General features: G+C 63.6%; 18 protein-coding genes. 10 read left to right on the forward strand and 8 right to left on the reverse strand.

Features of this window, described 5'->3' with window-relative positions; translation table 11 throughout:
• The first annotated feature begins 16 nt into the window (after positions 1 to 16).
• The 3 genes from gltB (at position 17) to ACQY6T_RS02680 (ending at position 5,857) form a co-directional block, all read left to right on the forward strand.
• Positions 17 to 4,543, forward strand: a complete 4,527-nt coding sequence (gene gltB / locus ACQY6T_RS02670; RefSeq protein ID WP_428628112.1) for a glutamate synthase large subunit — start codon at positions 17 to 19, stop codon at positions 4,541 to 4,543.
• A 120-nt stretch (positions 4,544 to 4,663) separates the two neighbouring features.
• Complete coding sequence (locus ACQY6T_RS02675) at positions 4,664 to 5,107, forward strand: hypothetical protein (RefSeq protein WP_428628115.1); 444 nt, start codon at positions 4,664 to 4,666, stop codon at positions 5,105 to 5,107.
• A gap of 78 nt (positions 5,108 to 5,185) precedes the next feature.
• Positions 5,186 to 5,857 (forward strand): glutathione S-transferase family protein, encoded by a 672-nt coding sequence (locus tag ACQY6T_RS02680; protein ID WP_428628117.1) that lies wholly within the window; start codon positions 5,186 to 5,188, stop codon positions 5,855 to 5,857.
• 122 nt (positions 5,858 to 5,979) lie between these two features.
• Here the strand turns inward: ACQY6T_RS02680 and ubiG are convergent, their stop codons facing one another.
• Positions 5,980 to 6,705: a bifunctional 2-polyprenyl-6-hydroxyphenol methylase/3-demethylubiquinol 3-O-methyltransferase UbiG gene (gene ubiG / locus ACQY6T_RS02685; RefSeq protein ID WP_428628119.1), complete on the reverse strand. Its 726-nt coding sequence runs from the start codon at positions 6,703 to 6,705 to the stop codon at positions 5,980 to 5,982.
• A gap of 158 nt (positions 6,706 to 6,863) precedes the next feature.
• Here ubiG and ACQY6T_RS02690 point away from each other — a divergent pair, with 158 nt between their 5' ends.
• Together ACQY6T_RS02690 and ACQY6T_RS02695 are read left to right on the forward strand one after the other, a co-directional pair.
• A complete protein-coding gene (locus ACQY6T_RS02690; protein ID WP_428628121.1) occupies positions 6,864 to 8,111 on the forward strand; it encodes an aspartate kinase in 1,248 nt (415 codons plus the stop codon).
• 84 nt (positions 8,112 to 8,195) lie between these two features.
• Positions 8,196 to 9,119 (forward strand): alpha/beta fold hydrolase, encoded by a 924-nt coding sequence (locus tag ACQY6T_RS02695; RefSeq protein ID WP_428628124.1) that lies wholly within the window; start codon positions 8,196 to 8,198, stop codon positions 9,117 to 9,119.
• Here ACQY6T_RS02695 and ACQY6T_RS02700 read toward each other — a convergent pair.
• Genes ACQY6T_RS02700 through ACQY6T_RS02710 form a run of 3 tightly spaced genes read right to left on the reverse strand, consistent with a single transcriptional unit; the run spans position 9,116 to position 11,228 of the window.
• The gene (locus ACQY6T_RS02700) at positions 9,116 to 10,225 is read right to left on the reverse strand and encodes an HlyD family secretion protein (protein WP_428628127.1); all 1,110 of its coding nucleotides are present in this window, start codon (positions 10,223 to 10,225) and stop codon (positions 9,116 to 9,118) included. The genes ACQY6T_RS02695 and ACQY6T_RS02700 overlap by 4 nt on opposite strands.
• Positions 10,222 to 10,638 carry a PaaI family thioesterase gene (locus tag ACQY6T_RS02705; RefSeq protein ID WP_428628129.1) on the reverse strand — a complete coding sequence of 139 codons (417 nt, stop codon included), beginning with the start codon at positions 10,636 to 10,638 and terminating at the stop codon, positions 10,222 to 10,224. The genes ACQY6T_RS02700 and ACQY6T_RS02705 overlap by 4 nt, the downstream gene beginning before the upstream one ends.
• Positions 10,635 to 11,228, reverse strand: coding sequence for a TetR/AcrR family transcriptional regulator (locus ACQY6T_RS02710; RefSeq protein ID WP_428628131.1), 594 nt, complete (start codon positions 11,226 to 11,228; stop codon positions 10,635 to 10,637). The genes ACQY6T_RS02705 and ACQY6T_RS02710 overlap by 4 nt, the downstream gene beginning before the upstream one ends.
• A 56-nt stretch (positions 11,229 to 11,284) precedes the next feature.
• Here ACQY6T_RS02710 and ACQY6T_RS02715 point away from each other — a divergent pair, with 56 nt between their 5' ends.
• Together ACQY6T_RS02715 and ACQY6T_RS02720 are read left to right on the forward strand one after the other, a co-directional pair.
• On the forward strand, positions 11,285 to 12,898 hold the full coding sequence (locus ACQY6T_RS02715) for a DHA2 family efflux MFS transporter permease subunit (protein WP_428628133.1): 1,614 nt from the start codon (positions 11,285 to 11,287) through the stop codon (positions 12,896 to 12,898).
• A 122-nt stretch (positions 12,899 to 13,020) separates the two neighbouring features.
• Positions 13,021 to 13,677, forward strand: a complete 657-nt coding sequence (locus ACQY6T_RS02720; RefSeq protein ID WP_428628137.1) for a hypothetical protein — start codon at positions 13,021 to 13,023, stop codon at positions 13,675 to 13,677.
• Between the two features lie 127 nt (positions 13,678 to 13,804).
• On the opposite strand, the gene katG is transcribed toward ACQY6T_RS02720, so the two are convergent.
• The 3 genes from katG to ACQY6T_RS02735 all read right to left on the reverse strand — a co-directional run bounded on the left by katG (position 13,805) and on the right by ACQY6T_RS02735 (position 19,154).
• On the reverse strand, positions 13,805 to 15,997 hold the full coding sequence (katG, locus tag ACQY6T_RS02725; protein ID WP_428628139.1) for a catalase/peroxidase HPI: 2,193 nt from the start codon (positions 15,995 to 15,997) through the stop codon (positions 13,805 to 13,807).
• Between the two features lie 349 nt (positions 15,998 to 16,346).
• Positions 16,347 to 18,893, reverse strand: a complete 2,547-nt coding sequence (locus ACQY6T_RS02730; protein WP_428628142.1) for a TonB-dependent receptor — start codon at positions 18,891 to 18,893, stop codon at positions 16,347 to 16,349.
• A 90-nt stretch (positions 18,894 to 18,983) separates the two neighbouring features.
• On the reverse strand, positions 18,984 to 19,154 hold the full coding sequence (locus ACQY6T_RS02735) for a YezD family protein (protein ID WP_428628144.1): 171 nt from the start codon (positions 19,152 to 19,154) through the stop codon (positions 18,984 to 18,986).
• Between the two features lie 190 nt (positions 19,155 to 19,344).
• Between ACQY6T_RS02735 and ACQY6T_RS02740 the strand changes: the two genes are divergently transcribed.
• From ACQY6T_RS02740 to ptsP, 3 genes are all read left to right on the forward strand, one after another.
• Positions 19,345 to 20,349, forward strand: a complete 1,005-nt coding sequence (locus ACQY6T_RS02740) for an NAD(P)H-dependent flavin oxidoreductase (protein WP_428628147.1) — start codon at positions 19,345 to 19,347, stop codon at positions 20,347 to 20,349.
• 32 nt (positions 20,350 to 20,381) lie between these two features.
• A complete protein-coding gene (locus ACQY6T_RS02745; protein WP_428628149.1) occupies positions 20,382 to 21,137 on the forward strand; it encodes a hypothetical protein in 756 nt (251 codons plus the stop codon).
• Positions 21,138 to 21,226: 89 nt separating this feature from the next.
• A complete protein-coding gene (ptsP, locus tag ACQY6T_RS02750) occupies positions 21,227 to 23,524 on the forward strand; it encodes a phosphoenolpyruvate--protein phosphotransferase (RefSeq protein WP_428628151.1) in 2,298 nt (765 codons plus the stop codon).
• On the opposite strand, the gene ACQY6T_RS02755 is transcribed toward ptsP, so the two are convergent.
• Positions 23,521 to 24,519 (reverse strand): phosphatase PAP2 family protein, encoded by a 999-nt coding sequence (locus ACQY6T_RS02755; RefSeq protein WP_428628153.1) that lies wholly within the window; start codon positions 24,517 to 24,519, stop codon positions 23,521 to 23,523. The genes ptsP and ACQY6T_RS02755 overlap by 4 nt on opposite strands.
• Positions 24,520 to 24,630 lie beyond the last annotated feature (111 nt).

Below are 24,630 nucleotides of genomic sequence, written 5' to 3' on the forward strand. Positions count from 1 at the left end.
GTCAGGACGACAGAAGATGACCCACTACCCCACCCCCGAACACGCCCGGCTTGCCGAAGAAGGCATGTATCGTCCCGACATGGAATCCGACGCCTGCGGCGTCGGGCTCGTCGCCGCGACCGATGGCAAGGCCTCGCGCCGCGTCGTCGAGGCGGCGATCGAGGCGCTGCGAGCGGTCTGGCACCGCGGCGCGGTCGATGCCGATGGCAAGACGGGGGATGGGGCGGGCATTCACGTTGACCTGCCGGTCCGCTTCTTCGACGATGCGATCGCCGCGTCAGGCCACAAGGTGCGCCCCAACCGCCTCGCCGTCGGCATGATCTTCCTGCCGCGTACCGACCTGGAGGCACAGGAACATTGCCGCACGATCGTCGAGGCCGAGATCATCGACGCGGGATTCACCATCTATGGCTGGCGTCAGGTGCCGGTCGACGTGTCGGTGATCGGCGACAAGGCGCAGCGCACGCGGCCCGAGATCGAGCAGATCATGATTGCCGGACCGCTGCCCGATCAGGCGTCGCTCGCGGAGTTCGAAAAGCAGCTCTATCTCGTCCGCCGCCGGATCGAGAAAAAGGTCATCGCGGCACAAATCGCCGATTTCTATATCTGCAGCCTGTCGTGCCGCTCGATCATCTACAAGGGACTGTTCCTGGCCGAAAGCCTAGCGGATTTCTTTCCGGACCTCACCAGCAAGCTGTTCGAAAGCCGTGTCGCAATCTTTCACCAGCGCTATTCGACAAACACCTTTCCCCAATGGTGGCTGGCCCAGCCGTTCCGTTGCCTTGCCCATAATGGCGAAATCAACACGATCCGCGGCAACAAGAACTGGATGAAAAGCCACGAGATCAAGATGGCGAGCCTCGCCTTCGGCGAACATTCGGAAGACATCAAGCCGGTGATCCCCGCGGGCGCCAGCGACACCGCGGCGCTCGACGCAGCGTTCGAAACGCTCTGCCGCGCCGGTCGTGATGCGCCGACCGCCAAGCTGATTCTCGTTCCCGAAGCATGGACGAATGAAAACGACGTACCCGACAACCACCGGGCCATGTACGCCTACCTGGCGAGCGTCATGGAACCGTGGGATGGTCCGGCAGCGCTGGCGATGACCGACGGCCGCTGGGCGGTCGCGGGCATGGACCGTAACGCGCTTCGCCCGCTGCGCTACACGCTGACCGCCGACAATCTGCTGGTCGTCGGGTCGGAGAGCGGCATGGTGCTGCTGCCCGAGGCGAGCATCCGCAAGAAGGGCCGGCTTGGCCCCGGCCAGATGATCGCCGTCGATCTGGAAGAAGGCATCCTCTACGAAGATCTCGCGATCAAGGACAAGATCGCCGACGCGCACGATTACCCCGCCCGCGTCCGTGGATTCCGCACCATGGCCGACCTGCCCAAGGGTGGAAAATCGAGCCTGCCGACCTTCGAACGCAGCGAATTGCTGCGCCGTCAGGTCGCTGCCGGGCTGACCATGGAGGATATGGAACTGATCCTCAGCCCGATGGTCGAGGATGCCAAGGAAGCGATCGGGTCGATGGGTGACGACACCCCGCTCGCGGTCATTTCGGACAAACCGCGCCACGTGGCGCAATTCTTTCGCCAGAATTTCAGCCAGGTCACCAACCCGCCGATCGACAGTCTGCGCGAACGCCATGTGATGAGCCTGAAGACGCGCTTCGCCAACCTCGCCAACATCCTCGATGAACGCGGGCAGAGCGACCATGTTCTCGTCATCGATTCCCCGGTGCTCGTCGGCGACGACTGGGACCGCTTGCGTGCCTATTTCGGCGATGCGGTCGCCGACATCGATTGCACCTTCAAGGTCGGCGGCGACGCCGCGTCGCTGCGCGAGGCGATCGCGCGGGTCCGCCGCGAGGCCGAGGATGCGGTGCGCGCGGGTCGCAGCGAGCTGTTCCTGACCGACCAGAGCATCGGCGAAGATCGCGTCGGCATGGCGATGGTGCTCGCCGCCGCCGCGGTGCACACGCATCTCGTGCGTAAGGGGCTGCGCAGCTACGCTTCGATAAACGTCCGCTCGGCCGAAGTGCTCGACACCCATGCTTTCGCGGTGCTGGTCGGCGTTGGCGCGACCACCGTTCATGCCTATCTGGCCGAAGCCGCGATCATCGACCGTTGGAATCGCGGCTTGTTCGGCGGCGAATTGTCGCTCGACGATTGCCGCTTGCGGTTCCGCAAGGCAATCGATGACGGGCTGCTCAAGATCCTCGCCAAAATGGGGATCGCGGTGATCTCCAGCTATCGCGGCGGCTATAATTTCGAGGCGGTCGGCCTGTCGCGCGCGCTCGTCAACGACCTCTTCCCGGGCATGCCGGCCAAGATTTCGGGCGAAGGCTATCAATCGCTGTTCATCAACGCGACCGAGAAGCATGAGGCGGCGTTCGACAAGCGCGTCACCACCCTGCCCATCGGCGGCTTCTATCGCCAGCGCGCCGGCGGCGAGACACATGCCTATTCGGCGCAGCTTATGCACCTGTTGCAAACTGCGGTCGCGACCGACAGTTACTCGACTTATCTGCAATTCGCGCGCGGCGTCGCTGACCTGCCACCCGTCTATCTGCGCGACCTGATGGAGTTCAACTATCCGGCGCAAGGTGTCGCGCTCGACAGCGTCGAGGCGATCACCGAAATCCGCAAGCGCTTCGTTACCCCCGGCATGTCGCTGGGCGCGCTGTCGCCCGAAGCGCATGAGACGCTGGCGATCGCGATGAACCGCATCGGCGCCAAGGCGGTGTCGGGTGAAGGCGGCGAAGCGAGCGAACGCTATCAGCCATATGCCAATGGCGACAACGCCAACAGCAACATCAAGCAGATCGCCAGCGGCCGCTTTGGTGTCACCGCTGAGTATCTCGGCGCGTGCGACGAGATCGAGATCAAGGTCGCACAGGGCGCCAAGCCCGGCGAGGGCGGCCAGTTGCCCGGCTTCAAGGTCACCGAATTCATCGCCCGGCTGCGCCACGCAACCCCGGGGGTGACGCTGATCAGCCCGCCGCCGCACCACGACATCTATTCGATCGAGGATCTGGCCCAGCTTATTTACGACCTCAAGCAGATCAACCCCAGGGCGCGCGTCTGCGTGAAGCTCGTCAGCTCGGCGGGCATCGGCACCGTAGCGGCGGGCGTCGCGAAAGCCCACGCCGATGTCATCCTGGTCGCGGGCAATACCGGCGGCACGGGCGCTTCGCCCCAGACCAGCGTCAAATATGCCGGCACCCCATGGGAAATGGGATTGTCGGAGGTCAATCAGGTGCTGACCCTCAACGGTTTGCGCCACCGCATCCGCCTGCGCACCGATGGCGGTCTGAAAACCGGGCGTGACATCGTCATTGCCGCCATTTTGGGCGCCGAGGAATATGGCATCGGGACGCTCAGCCTCGTCGCGATGGGCTGCATCATGGTGCGCCAGTGCCATTCGAACACCTGCCCGGTCGGGGTCTGCACCCAAGACGAAAAACTGCGCGCGAAGTTCAGCGGCAGCCCGGAGAAGGTCATCAACCTGATGACCTTCATCGCCGAGGAAGTGCGCGAAATTCTCGCCAAGCTTGGCTATCGCAGCCTCGACGAGGTAATCGGCCGCACAGAGTTGCTACGCCAGGTCAGCCGCGGCGCCGAGCATCTCGACGATCTCGACCTCAACCCGATCCTCGCCAAGGTTGACGCGCCCGACAATCAGCGCCGGTCGCAGGGCGGCGGCCGCAACCCGGTACCCGACAGCCTCGACGCGCAGATTTTGAACGACGCCAAGCCCTTGTTCGAGCGCGGCGAGCGGATGCAGCTAACCTATAACGTCCGCAACACCCACCGCGCGGTCGGCACTCGCCTTTCCGCCGAGGTCACCGCGCGCTTCGGGATGAAGGGGCTGGCCGACAATCATGTGCAAGTCCGCCTGCGCGGCACCGCCGGGCAGTCGCTGGGCGCTTTTCTGTGCAGCGGCATCACGCTCGAAGTGTTTGGCGACGCCAACGACTATGTCGGCAAGGGTTTGTCGGGCGGTCGCATCGTCGTGCGTCCCACGGTATCCAGCCCGCTGGTCAGCCAGCATAACAGCATCATCGGCAACACGGTCCTGTATGGCGCGACCTCGGGAACGCTGCTCGCCGCCGGTCAGGCAGGCGAACGCTTTGCAGTCCGCAATTCGGGCGCGAACGTCGTGGTGGAAGGCTGCGGCGCCAATGGCTGCGAATATATGACCGGCGGCACCGCGGTGATCTTGGGACCGGTGGGATCCAACTTTGGCGCCGGAATGACCGGCGGCATGGCCTTCATCCTCGACACCGACGGCCAGTTCGACCGCCGCGCCAACGCCGAATCGATCGTCTGGCAACGCATCGACAGCGCGCATTGGGAAACGATACTGAAGGATTTGGTCGAGGATCACGCGAAGGCCACGGGAAGCAAATGGTCGAGCGAAATCCTTGCGGACTGGGATCGCTGGAAAGACCAGTTCTGGCAGGTCTGCCCAAAGGAAATGCTGTCGCGCCTGACGCATCCGCTGAGCGACGCCGAGATCGAGGTGGTTGCGGCAGAGTGAACTTATCGCAGCGATAGGGCGGCCCGTCGCAGCACTGAGGGCCGTTCAGCGCCGCGAAAGCGTTGTGTCCTTATACCCGCGGCTTTGCTGACCCTTGCGTCCTTTGAAAGGATGAAAGCCATGACCCGTTTGACGCCCCGTTTTGCGCTGATCGCCCTTCCCCTGCTCGCACTCGCCGCGCCGCTGCCCGCTGCCGCCGCAGACAGCGAGATGCGCGATACGGTCACGACGCTGAATGACCCAGCGGCGCAGGACCGGATGGCCGACACGGTGACCGCAATCGTCGGCGCGCTGATGCAGATGCAGGTCGGCCCGCTCGCCGATGCCATCGCGCGCGTCGATCCCGAATCCGATGCCGCGTACATCCCGCGCGACGCCACGCTGGGCGATGTTGCGGGCCGCGATCCCGAATATGCGGAGCGGATGGGTGCGGACGTCCGCGCCACCACGCGCATGGCCGGGCAGGCTGCGTCGGCGCTCGCGGTGTACGCTCCAGTGCTCAAGGACATGGCGCGCGATATGGCCGCGCAATGGGAACGTGAGCGCACCGCCCCGCGCCGCTAAAGCGCAATCCACAATATAGGCGTCAGACCCGCGCCATAGCCGTTGCACGCGCGCCCTTGCTGCCGCTATGCCGGAGCGATGTGGCAACTCTATCAATTCCCGCTCTGTCCCTTCTCGCGCAAGGTCCGCCTGTTGCTGGGCGAAAAGGGCGTCGGTTATGAATTGGTGCGCGAATCGCCGTGGGAACGCCGCGACGAATTTATCGACTTGAATCCGGCGGGGCGCACTCCGGTGATGGTCGATGAGGCGCGCGGTCAGGTGCTGATGGACAGCATGGCGATCGCCGAATATTTCGAGGAGACCGTCGAAGGCAAGGCGATGATCAACGGCACCGCGGCCAGCCGCGCCGAAATCCGCCGACTGACGTCGTGGTTTGACCATGATTTCTATTATGAGGTCACCGGCCCGTTGCTGTTCGAACGGATGCAAAAACGCATCGTCCACCGTCAGCCCCCCGACGGCGGCGCGCTGCGCGAGGCGATGAAGGCGGCGAACAACCATCTCGATTATGTCGATTATCTGATCGACCACCGCACCTGGCTCGCCGGCGCGACGATGAGTCTCGCCGACCTGACCGCCGCCGCGCATATCTCGGTCGCCGATTATCTGGGTGGCATCGACTGGACCGGACACGAGCAAACGAAGGGCTGGTATTCAGGGCTGAAGTCGCGGCCTTCCTTCCGTCCCCTATTGGCAGAGCGGATGGAAATCGTGACCCCGCCGAAATATTATGAGGATGTGGATTTCTAAACCTCGTCATTGCGAGGAGCGTAGCGACGCGGCAATCTCGAGCTATCTGCCTTGCACAACATCGATGGCTGGAGATTGCTTCGCTACGCTCGCAATGACGATTAAATAGGGACAGTCCCTATTTAATCCAGCCACCGCGCCGCGACCAGATAGTTTAGCGCCTCGCTGCCACCAAGCTTGAAGCCCTTGGCGGGCGACAGTGAAAACCCGGTGCGGTCGATGACCTCCAGCCCCGCGCCTTCGAGCAATGCGGTCAGTTCCTCGGGCCGCAGGAACTGGTCCCAGTCATGCGTCCCGCGCGGCACCGCGCCAACGCGCTCGGCGGCCTCGACGAGCAACAATCTCGAGAGCGTCGTGCGGTTGGGCGTCGACAGGATCATCAACCCGCCGGGCGCCAACCGCGCCGCCAGCTCGCCGATAAAGGCCGCCGGGTCTGTCACATGCTCGACCACCTCCATCGAGGTAACGAGATCGAATGTGGCGGGCGGCAACGCGGCGAGCTCCCCCGCGTGATAGGCGATTTCCAACCCCTGCCCCGCCGCATGCGCCCGCGCCGCGTCGATATTCTCCGGCGCCGCATCGACCCCGGTCACCGTCGCCCCCATCCGCGCCAGCGGCTCGGCAAGCAGCCCCGCGCCGCATCCGACATCGATCGCGCTCCGCCCCGCGAGCGCATGACGCGCGTGCGCATCGCCATGCCAGTGCGCGTCGATCTGTGCGCGAATATACGACAGCCGCACCGGGTTCAGCCTGTGCAGCATCGCCGACGACCCATGCGGGTCCCACCAGTCGGCGGCGAGCGCGCCGAAATGGGCGGCTTCGTGCGGATTGATCGTTGCGGCGTTCATGGGTGCGATGTGGCATTGCCGCATCGCCGGTGCAAGAAATTCTATTCCCTCGCCGCGCGCCCTGCCCTTGCCTTACGGCGCCCCCTTCCGTAACAGCGGCGCGCCGCAATCTTGTACGAATGTTGCGGCGCAAACCAGTTTCTTGAAAGCAGGGCGACATGGCGCGGATCGTGATGAAATTCGGGGGCACGTCGATGGCGGGCACCGAGCGGATTCGCACCGTGGCGAAGCTCGTCGCGCGCGAAGTCGCCAATGGCAACGAAGTCGCGGTCGTCGTCTCGGCGATGGCGGGCGAGACCGACCGGCTGGTCAATTTCTGCCGCGAGGCGAACCCGCGCTACGACCCCGCCGAATATGACGTCGTCGTCGCCGCCGGCGAACAGATCACTTCGGGCCTGCTCGCGCTCACCTTGCAGGCGATGGGCACCCCGGCGCGCAGCTGGCTCGGCTGGCAGCTGCCGATCCGCACCGAGGAAGCCCATGCGCGCGCGCGCATCGCCGACATCGACACCGGCGCATTGGGCGCCGCGATGGCGCGCGGCGAGGTTGCGGTGATCCCGGGCTTTCAGGGCCTGATGGACGATGGCCGCGTCTCGACGCTGGGCCGCGGCGGGTCGGATACCAGCGCGGTCGCAGTCGCGGCGGCGCTCAAGGCCGACCGCTGCGACATCTACACCGACGTGGACGGCGTCTATACCACCGACCCGCGCATCGTCGCGCGCGCGCGCAAGCTCGATTATGTCACCTATGAAGAAATGCTCGAACTCGCGAGCGTCGGCGCCAAGGTGCTGCAAACCCGATCGGTCGGGCTGGCGATGAAAGAGGGCGTGCGCGTGCAGGTGCTCTCGAGCTTCGTCGAGGGCGACGAAGCCCCGGCCCGCGGCACGATGATCGTCAGCGACGAGGAAATAGAGGAACATCAGATGGAACGGCAGCTGATCACCGGCATCGCCCACGACAAGAATGAAGCGAAGATCATCGTCACCCGCGTCCCCGACAAGCCGGGCGGCGTCGCGAACATCTTTGGTCCGCTCGCCGCGGCCGGGATCAACGTCGACATGATCATCCAGAACGTCGGCCGCGACAAGGGCGAGACCGATGTGACCTTCACCGTGCCGCAGACCGACCTGTTGCGTTCGATCGACCTGCTCGACGACGCGAAGGAAAAGATCGGCTTTAACCGGATCATCAGCGACGACAAGGTCGCAAAAATCAGCGTCGTCGGCGTTGGCATGAAAAGCCATGCCGGGGTCGCGAGCACGATGTTTCGCGCGCTCGCCGATCGCGGCATCAACATTCAGGCGATCTCGACCAGCGAGATCAAGGTCAGCGTGTTGATCGACGAGGATGAAACCGAACTCGCGGTGCGCGTGCTGCACACCGCATACGGCCTCGACGCCGACTGATCGTCCTTGCGGATACCCGGCTTGGGGCGCATGCTGGCGGCCTGAGGCGGCGCACCTGCCTCCTTCGATCGAGGGGCAAGCGCAATGACATATCGCATTGGATTAGGGGCAGCGTTGGCGCTCGCACTGACCAGCCTCCCCGCGGCGGCGCAGGTGCCGCCCTATCCCGCCAGCTTCAAAACCCGGGAAGTCGCGGCGAACGGCACGACGCTGCACGTCCGCGTCGGCGGCAAAGGGCCTGCGGTCGTCCTGCTCCACGGCTTTGGCGAGACCGGCGATATGTGGGCTCCGCTCGCTGCTGCGCTGATGAAGGATCACACCGTCATCGTTCCCGACCTGCGCGGCATGGGGCTGTCGGCGCATCCCGAGGGCGGTTATGACAAGACGACGCAGGGACACGACATCGCCGCTGTGCTTGACGGCCTCAAGATCGACAAGTTCGCACTGGTCACTCATGACATCGGCAATATGGTCGGCTTCGCGCTCGCGACGCAGCAGCCCGAACGCGTCACCCGCTTCGCCCTGCTCGACGCGCCGGTGCCCGGCGTAGGGCCTTGGGACGAGATTCTGAAAAACCCGCTGCTCTGGCATTTCCGCTTTGGCGGCCCCGACATGGAACGGCTCGTCGCCGGGCGCGAGCGCATCTACCTTGATCGCTTCTGGAACGAATTTTCAGCCGATCCGAAGCGCTTCGACGAAGCGTCCCGCGACCATTATGCCAAGCTCTATGCGCTGCCCGGCGGCATGCATTCGGGCTTCGCGCAATTCGCAGCGTTCGACCAGGACGCCATCGACAATCGCGCCTGGCTCGCCAAGGGGCAGAAGCTGACGATGCCGGTGCTGGGCATCGGCGGCGCCAAATCCTTTGGCCCGACGATGGCTCTCGTCATGCGCTACGCGGCGACAAACGTGCGCGAAGGCGTAGTCCCCGATGCCGGACATTGGCTGATGGAAGAACAGCCCGACGCGACGGTGACGATGGTCGTCGACTTCTTGAACGCACCCTAGCGCAGCCGCACCTTCGCGGTCACCGACAGGCCGGGCCGCAACTGCGTCAGCGCCGCCTGCCCCGGATCGAGCCGGATGCGCACACCGACCCGCTGGACAATCTTGGTGAAATTGCCCGATCCGGGCTCGAACGGCAGCAAAGTGAATTTGCTCGCCGATCCCGGCGCCAGGCTTTCAACAGTACCGGTCAGCGGATCGCCGCCCAGCGCGTCGACGTCGATCTCGGCCTTTTGTCCGGGACGCATCTCGCGCGTCTGGGTTTCCTTGAAGTTGGCGACGACATAGATCGATCGCACCGGCACCACGGCGAGCAATCGCGATCCCGGCTGGACATAATCGCCGACCTGGATACGGCGGTTGCCCACCACGCCATCGATCGGCGCGCGCACCAGCGTATGCCCGCGGTCGAGTTTGGCGAGCGCGAGCGCGGCGCGCGCTTTTGCCGCCGTCGCCTCCGCCGCCTTTACCTGAGCTTGCAGGATCGGACCGCGCGCCCGCGTCACTGCGGCTTCCTCGATACTCGCGCCCAGATCGGCGCGCGAACGTTGCGCCGCCGATGCCGCGCCCACCGCAGCAGAGTCCACCTGTTCGGCATCGCGCCGCGTCACGAAGCCATCGACGACCAGCGCGTTATAGCGGCGGCGGTCGGCGGCGGCACGAGTGAATTCGGCGTCGGCGGCGGCGATCTGGGTGTTGATCGAGCGGACATGCGCCGCGGCCAGCCGTTGTTCGGCGCCCAGCGAGGCCAGCGTCGCGCGCGCGGTCGCAACCTGGGCATCGGCGTCGGCGACCGCGGCTTCGGCTGCCTGCACCCGCGCATCATAATCCTGGACATCGATGCGGACCAGCGGCTCGCCCGCCTTTACCACCTGATTGTCGCGCACCAGCACCGCTGTGACCAGCCCGCCAACGCGCGGTGCCACCTCGCTCGCATCAGCCTGTAGATACGCGTTGTCAGTCGATTCCACCGTGCGTGGCGACAGCAGCCACCAGATGCCGACAATCGCGATCAGCAGCGCGATCAGCCCGATCTGCCATGCCTTGCGCGGCACCGTGAAGCCTTTGCGAACGGGCACTTCCGCCTCGACGGCAACCTGTGCATTCATGGCGTGATCACCAGCAGCGTCGAGGTCGCGGTCGCCAACAGCCGTCCCGTTTCGTCGCTCAGTTTCGCCTCGGTATAAGCGACGCGGCGGCCGATCGAGATCACCCGACCCTCGGCGCGCACTTTGCCCGTCGTCTCGTTCATCGCCTTGAGGTAGCTCGTCTTGAGTTCGAGCGTCGTCATCGATTGCTTGTCATCGAGCTTGGTGACGACCGCGATGCCACAAGCCGAATCAAGGAGCGTTGCCGCATAACCACCATGAACGGTCCCCTGCGGATTATAATGCTCGCGCCCCGGCACCCCCTCGAACGCCGCCCAGCCGTCGCCTGCATCGACAAGCTGGAACCCCAGCGTGTCGCCGATCGGCGGGCGTCCCCCGGCATCGATCAGCCCCCGAACCCTCTCTAGCGTCATTGCACGGTCTCCAAACCATAGCGTACGACGATGCTCGCGTGCGTATCCGCCAGCATGGCATCGGACAGCTCGGAGTCGCCGACCGCCCGCGCCAGCGCGACCGCGCCGACCAGCTGCGCCACCAACACCCGCGATTCCGCTTCGGCATCGGCATGGCCGAGCGCCTGGAGCGGCGCTGCAAGGCGGCTCGCGATCCCGACGACGCCTTCACCAAACCGTGTCCGCGTCGCGGGCTGCGACCGCGCGAAATCGCCCGACAGCGTCGGCAGCGGGCAACCCCGGTCGCGGCTGTCGCGATGCGCGGGCGACAGATAGAAATCGACATAGGCGCGCAGCACCGCGCGCGGATCGCCGTTCGCGTCGATCCGTTCGGTGCGTTTCCGGGCATCGGCAAACATCGTCCCGATCGCCTCCTTCACCAGCGCATCCTTCGACGCGAAATGGGCGTAGAATCCGCCATGCGTCAGCCCGACGCGCGCCATGATACCCGACACCGCGACATTGTCGGGTCCCTTAGCGCGGATCTCCTTCGCCGCCTCTTTCAAAACCCGTTCGCGGGTTTCCGCCTTGTGCTCACTTGAATAGCGCACTTGTCGTCTCCTTTTATATGATACATATAATATAAAGATCGCAGGACACAAGTCGCATGGCATCGATTCCCCTCTCCCCCGACCAGACGCCCGCCGGAGCCGCCGCGCAGTTCGACCCCGCGAGCCTCAGCAACGCGCGCAAATATCTGATCTTTGCGGTGATGGCGTTCGGCCAGTTCATGGCGCTGATCGACATCCAGATCGTCGCCGCGTCGCTCAACGAAGTGCAGGCAGGCCTCAGCGCCGGACCCGACGAGATCAGCTGGGTCCAGACCGCCTATCTGATGGCCGAACTGGTGATGATCCCCTTCGCCGCCTTTCTAGCGCAGGCGGTGTCGACGCGCTGGCTGTTCGCTGCATCGGCGGGGCTGTTCACCATTGCATCCATGCTGTGCGGGCTCGCATGGAACATCGAATCGATGATCCTGTTTCGCGCCGTGCAGGGCTTTGTCGGCGGCGCGATGATCCCGACGGTGTTCGCGACCGGCTATATGCTGTTCGAAGGTAAGCAGCGCGCGATGATCCCCGCGATCCTCGGCATGGTGTCGGTGCTCGCGCCCACTTTGGGCCCGACGGTCGGCGGCTGGATCACCGACGCGATGGGGTGGCGCTGGGTGTTCTTCATCAACGTCTTGCCCGGCGCTGCGGTAACGCTGGCGATCATCGCGCTGGTGCGCGTCGATACCGCGAACCTTAAAATGCTTCGCCGCATCGACTGGGTGCATCTCGGCTCGATGGCGGTCTTTCTGGCGGGCCTGGAATATGTGCTCGAGGAAGGGCCAAAGCATGAATGGTTCAGCGAACCGTCGATCGCAATCGCGGCGTGGCTGTCGTTCGTCGCCTTTGGCCTGTTCCTGGAACGCTCGTTCCGCTCCGACGGTCCAATCGTCAAGCTCACGCCGTTCCGCAAGCCGACCTTCGCCTTCGCCTGTGTCTTTAACCTCGTGATCGGCTTCGGCCTTTATTCCAGCACTTACCTGATCCCGATCTTCCTCGGCCGCGTGCAGGGCTATAACGCGTCCGAAATCGGCACCACGGTTTTTATCGCCGGCATCGCGCAGCTGCTTGGCGTGCCGATCGCCGCCGGGCTGTCCCAGCGCGTCGACCCGCGCATCATCATCACCTTCGGGCTCGGCCTGTTCGCGGTCGGGCTCTGGATGTTCAGCTTCATGACCCCCGAATGGGGTTTCGCCGCGCTGTTCTGGCCGCAGGTCGTGCGCAGTTTCGCCATCATGCTGTGCATCGTGCCCTCGGTCGGCCTGGCGCTCGGCAATTTCGAGGGGCCGGAGCTGCGCTATGCCTCGGGGCTGTTCAACCTGATGCGCAACCTTGGTGGCGCGATCGGTATCGCGCTCGTCAACACCTGGCTCGGCGACGGGCTGCGGCTGCACATCCTCCGCCTGTCGGAGGCACTAGGCCGGTCGAGCGAGGCCGCGAACGAAGCCGCCGCAGGACTCGCGCTGCATATCGGCCATTATGTCAGCGATCCCGCACTCGCAGCGCAGATGGCGGGCGGGACGCTGGCACGCGTCATCGGTCGCGAAGCACTGACGCTGGCGTTCGACGACGTCTTCCGCCTGATGTCCTACATCTTCCTCGCCGCGCTGGTGATGGTGCCATTTTGCAAGCCCCCGCCAACCGGTGGCCCGGCGCCGGTCGACGCACATTAGCTTTCTAGCGGAGGAACAGATCGACTGGAAACGACCGAATTGAAGACACAAAGGGAGGCGCGACGTCGCGAATTGTGAAAGTCAGGCTTCAGGAATGGGCCAAAACGAGGTAAGCGACCGCGATGCGAATCGAAGGCGACTATCCCGAAGACGGTTTTACGACGATCAGGGGTTTGATCCCTCCCGAAGTCGCTTCGAACCTCTTCAAACAGTTGCAGATCGACCTTGCGGCGGCAGGAAAATCGTTCGAGACGTTTGCCAAGTCGCAACCGCTCTCGACGCAACAGACTGTCGATATCTCCGGTCATTTCTATCGGCCGCTAACGACGTTCCTGTGGGGCCTGACGCCGATCATCAGTCAGATCACAGGGGCTGATCTTTTGCCCAGCTACGACTATTTTCGCATCTATCAACAGAATGATATTTGCCGCGTCCATTCAGATCGCCCGTCGTGCGAACACAGTGTGTCGCTTACACTTGCTTATAGCGATGATTTGCCATGGCCGCTTCAAGTCGGCTCGACGCGCGTCAGCGGTGAGGGGCCGTGCGTAGAGGATTTCGGCGACGAACCCTATTCCGCGATCGAGATGCAGCCGGGCGACGCCGTCCTGTATCGCGGAATCGATCTGCGCCACGGGCGGACGCAACCCAATCCCAACCGATGGTCGGCGCATCTTTTTCTGTTTTGGGTAGAGCGCGGCGGCGAATTCGAGCAACACGCATTTGATGCGCAACGCCTCAAGTCGGAATTGCAACGGGTTGGCAATATAGAGGCCTGAGCAGGGCTGACGAAAAGAGCACCGCTGCCCGCCCGCATGCCGGTATCGCGGGGACGCCTTGCGACCCGTCGTCTTTATGGCCGACGCCGCCCCCGCGGCATGATGCGGGGACAGCGACGCCAAAAGATCAGGCGAGGTCGAACCGGTCGGCGTTCATCACCTTCGTCCACGCCTTGACGAAGTCCTTGACGAACTTCTCTTCATGGCCCGTTTCAGCATAGACTTCGGCCACGGCGCGCAGTTCTGAATTGGACCCGAACACCAGGTCGGCACGCGTCGCGCGCCAGGTTTCGCCGCCGCCCTTGCGATCGGTGGCGACATATTCCTGATCGTCCGACCCATCGACGGCCTTCCAGACATTGGTCATGTCGAGCAGGTTGACGAAGAAGTCGTTGGTCAGCTGGCCCGACCGCTTGGTGAAATGGCCGTGCCCGCGTTCGCCATGATTGGCACCGAGGACGCGCAAGCCCCCGACCAGCACCGTCATTTCGGGCACCGACAGGCCGAGCAGCGATGCGCGGTCGAGCATCATTTCCTCGGTCTTGATCGCCAGCTTCTTTTTGCCGACATAGTTGCGGAACGCGTCGGCCTCGGGCTCCATCACGTCGAAGCTTTCGGCGTCGGTCTGTTCGGCGGTCGCATCGCCGCGCCCGCCGGTAAACGGCACCGCGACGTTGAAGCCCGCATCCTTGATCGCCTTTTCAAGCCCGACCACGCCGCCGAGCACTATGGCATCAGCGATCGACAGATTGCCGCGCAGGCCGTCGAGCGTGCTCAGCACCTTGGCCAGCGCCGCCGGTTCGTTGACGTCCCAGTCCTTTTGCGGCGCCAGACGAAGGCGCGCGCCATTGGCACCGCCGCGATGGTCCGACTTGCGATAGGTGCTTGCCGACGCCCAGGCCGCCTTGACCAGTTCGCTGACGGTCAGTCCGCTACCGGCAATCGCTGCCTTGACGGCGGCAACATCGGCGTCGGAAGGCTTCGCGCCGGCGGGAACCGGATCCTGCCAAATCAGGTCTTCGGCCGGAACTTCGGGGCCGAGATAGCGGACCTTGGGACCCATGTCGCGGTGGCACAGCTTGAACCAGGCGCGCGCGAAGGCGTCCTTGAACGCTTCGTGATCGGTCCGGAATTTCTCGCTGACCGCGCGGAATTCCGGGTCCATCTTGAGCGCCATGTCGGCGGTCGTCATCATCGTCGGAACCTTGACGTTCGGATCCCACGCCGCCGGGGCCATATCCTCCGGCTTCTGGTTGATCGGCTGCCACTGCTGCGCGCCGGCGGGCGAATGGACGAGCTCATAATCATAATCGAGCAGCAGGCGGAAATAATTTTCCGACCACTCGGTCGGGGTGTTCACCCACGACCCTTCGATCCCGCTCGTCACACTATGCTCGCCGATACCGCCGCTGTCGTGGCTGCTCACCCAGCCGAAGCCCTGCGCCGCCAGATCGCCGCCCGACGGCGCGTTACCGAGCAGCGAGGCGTCGCCATTGCCATGCGCCTTGCCAAAGGTGTGCCCGCCCGCGGTCAGCGCGACGGTTTCCTCATGATTCATTGCCATGCGCTCAAAGGTTTCCTTCATGTCGCGCGCCGACAGCAAGGGATCGGGATTGCCGCCCGGGCCTTCGGGATTGACGTAGATCAGGCCCATCTGGATCGCGGCCAATGGCCCTTCGATCGCCTCAAATCCGTTGTCCGGATCGATGCGGGTCTGAACGCCCTCGTTCACCCACTTGTCTTCGCTGCCCCAATAAATATCGCGCTCGGGCTCGAACACATCGGCGCGGCCGCCGCCGAAGCCGAACACCGGGCCGCCCATGCTTTCAATCGCGACATTGCCGGTCAGGATGAACAGATCGGCCCAGCTGATCTTGTTGCCGTATTTCTGCTTGATCGGCCACAACAGGCGGCGCGCCTTGTCGAGATTGCCATTGTCGGGCCAGCTGTCGAGCGGGGCGAAACGCTGTTGCCCGCTGTTGGCGCCGCCGCGGCCGTCGGCGGTACGATAGGTGCCCGCGGCGTGCCACGCCATGCGGATGAAGAACGGACCATAATGGCCATAATCGGCCGGCCACCACGGCTGGCTGTCGGTCATCAGCGCGGTCAGGTCGGCCTTGAGCGCGTTATAGTCGAGCAGCGCGAACGCTTTCGAATAGTCGAAATCGTCGCCCATCGGGTTCGACGGGCCGTTCGGCGTGAGGACTTCGGTCGCCAGCATGTCGGGCCACCAATCCTTGTTGGTGCGGCCAAGTAGCGAACGCACGCCGCCGGGCTGATGGACGGGGCAACCGCTTCCGATGGGGGTCTGGTCGTTCATACAGTCTCTCCTTTTGGGGTTATCGTTGGATCGGGGTGGCGCGGCAGGATGACGGGCGCATGACGCGCGGGCGACCAGAGGGTCACCGCTAGCACGTCGATAGGGGCCGGTCGCGAGTCGATTGATCATCCTTTCACCTTGAGATGGGAAGGATAGGCCGCCCCCCTTCATCGACATAACCGAATAAGCTGAATTCAGTCATTGAACGAACCGATTACAGCGGCGCAGGTTGCCGCAATCAAATGACATTGGTCGCACCGCCGCCACGCCCCGGCGAAACGGCCCGTTACACGAGAAAGGGGGCCGCTCCAGCTGGCGCGGCCCCCTTTTTTGGACAAAAGCGAAAGGATCAGAAGTTGAATTTCACCGTCCCGCCCCAGGTGCGCGGATCGCCGGGTTGACCCGCGATCAGACCGACATTGCCCGGCGCGACCTGCAGCGTCTCGATATACTTTACGTCGAAGGCGTTACGGACCCAGCCAAAGACGTCGAAACCCTCGGCACGGAAACCGGCGCGGACGTTGGTCAGGGCATAGCCTTTGACGTCGGTGTAGATCGACGGCGATGCGTTCGAATTCCAGTGCGAGCGATAATTGCCGTCGATGCCCAGATAGACCTGGCCATCCTTCGCCAACAGCGTCACCGGAGCATTGGCCTCGGCACCATAGGAGAAGGCCCATTTCGACACGCCGGGGAGATCCTGGCCGGAAATATCACACTGCCGCGGGCTGAGCGCGCCGGGTACGCCCGGCTGAGAATAGTCAGGTACGGCGCCGATTGGCTGAAGCGTGCCGCCTGACAGCTCCGGTGGGCACGGCGCGTTGGTGAACTTCTTATACTTGGCATCGGTATAAGCGCCGTTGGCATAGGCCGTGAAGCGATCGCTGGTGCGGATCTTGAAGTCTGCTTCGACGCCTTGCGAGACGACCTTCTCTGCATTGGCGAGGTAGCCGCGGACCGTGCCGAACTGACCGCCGTTCACCGTCGCCTGGAAATCCTTGATCTCGGTGCGGAAGGCAGCGAGGTTAAACGTCGCCCGGCGGTTCCAGAATGACGTTTTGAGACCGACTTCGAAATGGTTCACCGCTTCGGGTTTCACCGTGCTCGCGGACAGATCGGGCAGGTTGGTGGCGCTGTTGAGCGGCAGGCCGTTCTGGTTGATGCCGACCGTCTTAAAGCTCTTTGCATAGGTCGCGTAGGCCAGAATGTCCGGGGTGACCTTATAGTTCACATTGAGGTCGTAGCTGAAATTCCAGTCGCTGACCGACGGCGACGTGCTCTGCGGCTGATAGACACCGCATTGCGCCGCCAGCGCACTGTTCGCGGCCAGCGGCGGCGCGCAGCTGATGACCTGGCCGGCGCCGTTGGTCACCACGCGTTCGTAGAAGCCGGCCTTCTTGTCGTAATTGACGCGGATACCCGGCTGAATGGTCAGCTCGGGCGTCAATTTGTAGCTGAGCTGACCATAGAGCGCCGCGCTGGTGCTTTTGAGGAACTGCGTGTTGCTTGCGGTCAACCCGTTGAGCGTGGCCGGGTTGTTTGCGCCCTGCGCCGCGGTGAGGCTCCACAGGCTCGCGTTCGGACCTTGCTGTTCAGTGCCTTGGGTGTCGATCCGCTGTTTGAAGCCGAACAGGCCGACGACGAAGTCGAGCTTGTCGCCCGAATAATTGTAGCGAAATTCCTGGCTATACTGGTCCTGCTGCGACGGGTTCTGCGATTTCGAAACGATTGATGCGCCGGTGAAGTCGCGGTCGTTCTCAGGCTTCCAGTCCCAGAAGCGCCAAGCGGTGATCGAGGTGAAGGTGCCGGGACCGACGTCCCACTTCACCTTTGCCGACACGCCGCCGATCTTGTTGCCCGCGTTCAGGCTGGCGTCGATGTCGGTCAGGCGGTCATAGACGTCGCGGCTGGGCACCGTGAAGTTTCGCCCGGGATTGGCGGTGTTGAGCGCCGCGATCAGCGCATCATATTGGCGATTGAGCGCGCGCTGCGTCCTGCCCACGCGGACAAAGGCTGTGCCATAGCCCTCCGGATCCTGCTTGCTATAGTCACCCGACAGCGTGATGCTGAGATCCTCACTGGGTTTGAACAACAACTGGCCGCGAAGACCCAGATTATCCTGTTCGTTGATCCAGCGGTCGCTCGTAACATTGAACAGCGTGCCGCGCCGGCTGGTCGCGGCGATGGCGAGGCGAGCGGCGATGGTTTCGGTCAACGGGCCGGAGATTGCAGCCTTGGCCTGCCGGAAATTGAGGTTGCCGACGCTGAGCTCGGCCCGGCCTTCGAAATCGAAGGTCGGCTGGTTGGTCGTGATGCTGATCGCGCCCGCAGTGGTGTTTTTGCCGTACAGCGTGCCCTGCGGCCCGCGCAGAACCTCGACCTGGTCGACGTCAAGGAAGTCGAAGGTCGCGGCGGCGACGCGCGAATTATAGACGTCGTCGACATAGATGCCGACGCCCTGCTCAAAGCCGTCGCTGGTCAGGCCGTAAGGCACCCCGAGACCGCGGATGTTGACCGAGGTGTTGCGCGGGTTGGTGGTATAAACCTGAAGCGTCGGAGCGATCTGCTGCAGCTTTACGACGTTGAAGTTGCCCGTCGCCTCGATCGAATCCCCGCGAATGACCGAGATCGCGACCGGCACTTCTTGCGCGGTTTCCTGACGGCGGCGCGCGGTGACGATGATGATGTCGCCGCGGCTGACGTCGTCATCGACCTGCGCCGCGGTGGCCGCCGAAGCGGCTGCGGCGGTCGCGGCAGCGGCGACGCCCTCGTCCGCCGTGGCTGCAGATAGGTCCGCTGCCGTAGCAGGCGTCGCGCCGAGTGCGAGAAGGAGCGAAAGGGTTAGCGATGATGCCTGCACGCGGCGGCGGCGAACGGACGGGTATTTTGCGGTCATGACAATTTCCTGTTGCAAAGAAAATTGCCACATCCGGTGGTCCGGTCTGCGGCAGGTTGAGGGGAGAGTCCCTCTTGGGAGCGGTTGAAATCAGTTGGGGTAGCGGTGCCGTTCGGTCACATCGACCTGCACCAGCCGTCCTTCGTGGACGGTCAGCTGGATCGCCCCGAACTTCAGCTTGTCGAGCGCCTCCAGCACCGTCTGAATGGCGCGGGGCAGCTGTTCGGAACCGTCTTTGGCGGCCTCCTCGACAGTGCTCATGGTAATTCCTTTCCCTGGTGGATTCGCTGCATAAGCATATGCCAAGTGATTTAGTTGACAATGATTGATTTGCTTTCTGCGCCGAAAGGTTCGGTTGTCGCGCCAAATGGATTCCAGCTTGCGACGGGCTGCTGACCCCGAGACCACAAGGGATTGCGCGCGAGTCCCAGTGCTGGCAAAGGCAGCTTCGATGAGCAAAATGAAAGAATTGATGGCGCGCGGGACCGCGTTGCTCGGCAGCGACTATGCCATCCTGTGCGGCGCGATGAGCTGGGTTTCCGAACGCAATCTGGTCAGCGCGATCAGCAACGCTGGGGGGTTCGGCGTCATCGCGTGCGGCGCAATGACGCCCGAGCTGCTGGATGCCGAAATCGCCGCGACCAAAGCGCTGGCAAAGCGCAATTTTGGCGTCAACCTGATCACGATGCATCCGCAATTGTTCGAATTGATCGACGTTTGTGCAAAGCATGATGTCGGCCATGTCGTGCTCGCGGGCGGGCTCCCGCCCAAGGGCAGCCTTGAAGCGATCAAGGCATCGGGCGCGAAGGTCATCTGCTTTGCGCCGACACTTGCCATGGGCAAGAAGCTGATCCGTTCGGGCGTCGATGCGCTGGTGATCGAAGGGATGGAGGCCGGCGGTCATATCGGTCCGGTATCCACCAGCGTGCTGGCCCAGGAAATCCTACCGACGCTGGCGGACGAGGTTCCGGTATTTGTCGCCGGCGGCATCGGCCGCGGCGAGGCGATCGCGGCTTATCTGGAAATGGGTGCATCGGGCGTCCAGCTCGGCACGCGTTTCGTCTGTGCCACAGAGAGCATCGCGCATCCGAATTTTAAGAAGGCCTTCCTGCGCGCATCGGCGCGCGAAGCGGTGGCAAGCGTCCAGATCGACCCGCGCCTGCCCGTCATTCCCGTCCGCGCGCTCAAGAACGCGGGGACCGAAGCCTTTACCGCGAAACAGCGCGAGGTCGCCAACAAGCTCGACGGCGGCGCGATCGACATGATGGAAGCTCAGCTGGAAATCGAGCATTATTGGGCCGGCGCGCTGCGCCGCGCAGTGATCGACGGCGACGTCGAAAATGGTTCGTTAATGGCAGGGCAATCTGTCGGTATGGTATCCGAAGAAGAGAGCGTGACAGCAATCGTCGCGTCTCTGGTGCAACAGGCCGAAGCCGCGTTGCACGCTCGGGGTTAACGCCGCATGGTGAAGCGGTTGGGGAGTGAATCATGAATTTGTCGCGGAAGATCATCGTGGCCGGACTGTTGGCGAGCGTTGCCGCTTGCACCAAAGCGCCGCCCCCGCCGCCCCCGCCCCCGCCGCCGCCGCCGGTTGTGATCGTGGTGCCGCCGCGCCCGCTGCCGCCGGGCAATGCTGCCGTCACGCAGATCCTGCCCGGTCGCGGCATCGACGGCCGGTTCGTTACCGCCAACAGCAACATCACCGGCGACCGCGCCTTCTGGCAGCTCAAGATCGGGTTGAACGTCGCCGCAATCGGTTGCCGCGGCCTCGAAGAAACGACGCTGGTGTCGGCCTATAACAATATTATCAAGGCGCACGGCAAAGTCATCCGCTCGACCGAGAAGAATGTAATCACCCAGCTGGGCAAGGATACCAAAACCAACGGCACCGCCGCGCGCGACCGCCTGTCGACGCAGCTGTTCAATTATTTCGCTCAGCCGCCCGCCCAGCGCGCCTTCTGCGCCCGTGCCAATGAAATCGCGCAACTGGTCTCGTCGACGCCCACTGCGCAGGTCATCGAACAGGCGCCCGCGCACCTCGCGCGGCTCGACCAGCCCTTTCACGATTTTTACGAAGCTTACGCCCGATATCAGTACGACGTCGTTGCGTGGGACGCCAAATATGCGCCGCCCCCGGCCATTATGAGTACTCCGGCGCCGTTCTCGCCCGTTGGTCCGACAACCGGAACCGTCACGCCGCCCGGTGCAGCGCAAGGACCGACCGCACCGGTCGGTGCCAACTGACGCCGACCTAACGCAACCCAAGAATAGATTGGCTGCGATAGCGCGCGAGGTAATGGCGCTCGGCGCGTCCATCTGTTAGCAGGGGGCGAATGACCAACGCCCCGCCTCCGCCTTCTTCTGCCGCCCAATCGGCGCGGACCATATTGACCCGGTTGCACGAGGTCATGGCATCGCGCGCGAACGCGCAGGGCAAGCTCAATCAGGTCGTCGGCATCATCGGCGAATGCCTGGATAGCGAGGTCTGTTCGATCTATCTGCTGCGCGACGGTGCGCTCGAACTTTACGCGACGCGCGGCCTGAAACAGGAAGCGGTGCATGTCACGCGCCTGGGGCTGGGCGAAGGACTGGTCGGCACGATCGCCGATCAGATCGAAACGCTGAACCTCGACGAAGCCGCCTCGCATCCCGACTTTTCCTATCGCCCCGAAACCGGCGAGGAATTGTTCCACAGCTTTGCCGGGGTGCCAATCATTCGCCGCGAACGCGCCGTCGGCGTCCTCTGCGTCCAGCACGCCGACCCGCGCCGGTACGCCGACATCGAAATCGAGACGTTGCAGACCGTCGCGATGGTGTTGTCCGAACTGATCACCAACGCCGACCTCGTCGACACCGCCGCACGCACCGATGCCGCCGCGGCCGACCAGTCGGCGCAGCGTCTGAACGGGCAGAAACTGGTCGACGGCATGGGCGCCGGGGTCGCGGTGTTCCACCAACCCCGCATCACCATCGAACATACCGTCGCCGAAGATACCGAGGCCGAGCGACACCGTGTTTATGCCGCGTTCGACAAGATGCGAGAACAAATCGACCGTATGGCCAGCCAAGCCGATTTCGGAGTCGGCGGCGAACATGATGAAGTCATCCAGACGTACAAGATGTTCGCGTATGACGAAGGCTGGTCGCGGCGTATCAACGAGGCGATCGACAGCGGCCTGACCGCCGAGGCGGCGATCGAGCGGGTCCAGCAGCGCACCCGGATGCGGATGCGCCAGATCGACGATGCGCTGCTGCGCGACCGCATGCACGACCTGGAGGATCTGTCGAACCGGCTGATCCGCATCGTGTCGGGGCAGATGGGCACCGCGGCGCAGATGGGCCTGCGCCAAGATTCGATCCTGATCGCGCGCAACCTCGGCCCCGCCGAACTGCTGGAATATGATCGCCGCCGTCTGAAGGGCGTTGTGCTCGAGGAAGGGTCGCTGACCGCCCACGTCATCATCGTTGCGCGCGCGATGGGGGTGCCGGTGATCGGCCGCGTCAGCGATGTGCGCAGCTCGATCCGCGAAGGCGATTTGCTGTTGCTCGATGCGGCGGCCGGGGCGCTGCACGTCCGCCCGACGCAAGCGGTGCAGGATGCCTTTGACGCCAAACTGGTCATTTCACAGAAGCGCCGCGCCAATCTGGCCTCGCTGCGCGACTTGCCCGCAGTCACCAAAGATGGCGTCGCGATCGAACTGATGATCAACGCCGGGCTGCGCGAAGATGTCGCTGCGCTCGACCTCACCGGCGCGCGCGGTATCGGGCTGTTCCGGACCGAATTCCAGTTTCTGGTGTCGGCGACGCTGCCGTCGCGCGACCGGCAGCAGCGCCTTTATCGCGACGTGCTTGATGCCGCCGGCGACCGGCCGGTGATCTTCCGCACCGTCGATATCGGCGGCGACAAAGCGCTGCCGTATATGAACGTCGGCGACACCGCGCAGGAAGAAAATCCCGCGATGGGATGGCGGGCGCTCCGCCTTGCGCTCGAACGCGAGGGGTTGCTGAAGGTACAGGCGCGGGCGCTGATGGAGGCGGCCGCCGGACGGACACTGAACGTCATGTTCCCGATGGTGTCCGAACCCTGGGAATATGAAGCCGCGCGCGATTTGTTCGTCGGCCAGAGGGCGTGGCTGGCGAAGCATAATAAAAAGCTGCCGGTCGCGATCCGCTATGGCGCGATGCTCGAGGTGCCGGGGCTACTCGAAACGCTCGACCTGATGCTGCCGCATCTGGATTTCCTGTCGGTCGGTACCAACGACCTCACCCAGTTCCTGTTCGCGGCCGACCGCGCCCACCCGCGCCTCGCTGAACGCTATGACTGGCTGTCGCCGATCGTTATGCGCTATCTGGCCCGCGTCGTCCGCACGGTATCGGGATCCAAAGTGGCACTCGGCGTCTGCGGCGAAATGGGCGGACGGCCGCTGGAGGCCATGGCCTTGCTGGGCGTCGGCATCGAACGTCTGTCGATCACCCCCGCCGGCGTCGGCCCGGTCAAGGCGATGATCCGCTCGCTCGATCTGGGCGCGCTGCGCGCCGATATGCCTGCTATTCTCGCCCAGCCCTCGTCCAATCCGCGCGGGCAGTATCAGGCTTGGGCCGCGGAGCATCAGGTGGACTTGGGCGACTAGGCGACCGGCCGCCTTCCATACAATTGTCGCTGGGCCGCGGCAGTCAGTTTGCATGCGGCATAGATCGAACAGATGGCAACCGCAGCGCCCGCTATAGTGTCGATCAAATGGTGACTCCCATGGAGAAGCGTCCCGACCCAGACGGACAAATTGAAAATCACGGCCGGCCAGCGAAAAATTCGAAGCTGCCAAAAACTCCAGGCGGACTGGATTGCCAGCACCGTGTGAAAGCTGGGAAAGGTCAGCAATCCCATCATCGGCGCGCTGCTCAGATCGAAGAGCGCACCCGTCCGGAGTTGCATCACCTGGATCGCCGTATGGCCTTCAGACGTCAATATCATTCCGGGATGATCGGACGCCGTCAGGCCCAGATAGCCATAAGCCCCAATCGCCGGCGCGAAAATCGCAACGATATGGACGATGACAAGGGCGATCAATTGGGCCGACACCAGCTTCATCAAACGGTCATTCTGGCCGACAAGGACCAAAAACGGAAGCGCGACGGCGATTTGCAGCGGGGCGAGATCATAGGTCACCTGCGTCAGCTTCGCCAAGATGGGATGACGGCCAAACCAGTGCAGCATCGTCAGCCAGTCGAAACCCATTGCCTGATCGATGGCATGAAGCTGCGCATCAATGAGCGGAAAGCGCGCTCCCGCCGAATAGACAAGATAGCCGTTCGCCGCGCCGAGGAAGCTGCCGAGCTGCAGCGCGAGGACAAAACCCAGCGCAGTAGCAATGTCCGGTCGAAACCTGACCGTGCAATAATGGAACGTGAGCACAGCCGCCGCAAAAATGATGGGCAGACGCCAGAGACTCGGGGTCACATGGACGTTGGCAACGAACCAAAGCAGGCCGACGAACGCGAACAGCAACGCGCACAGCGATGCTGTGACGATCGAAGACACCAGTTCCTCTTCCGCGGCGGCAGTGTCCCAACGCTTCGACAACCCGCTGGGGATGAAGCGCAATTGGAAGGAGGACATCGAGGTCATGGAGCGCCGTTAACTATCTTCGCGCGATTAAGATCGCGTAAATCGAGGGGCTGGCCCTTACCCATGTACGCAAACAGGCGTTGCGATTTCGACAATGTTTATGTTATGTTC

It is taken from the genome of Sphingopyxis sp., from assembly GCF_965279725.1.
In the GTDB taxonomy this organism is placed as follows: Bacteria; Pseudomonadota; Alphaproteobacteria; order Sphingomonadales; family Sphingomonadaceae; genus Sphingopyxis.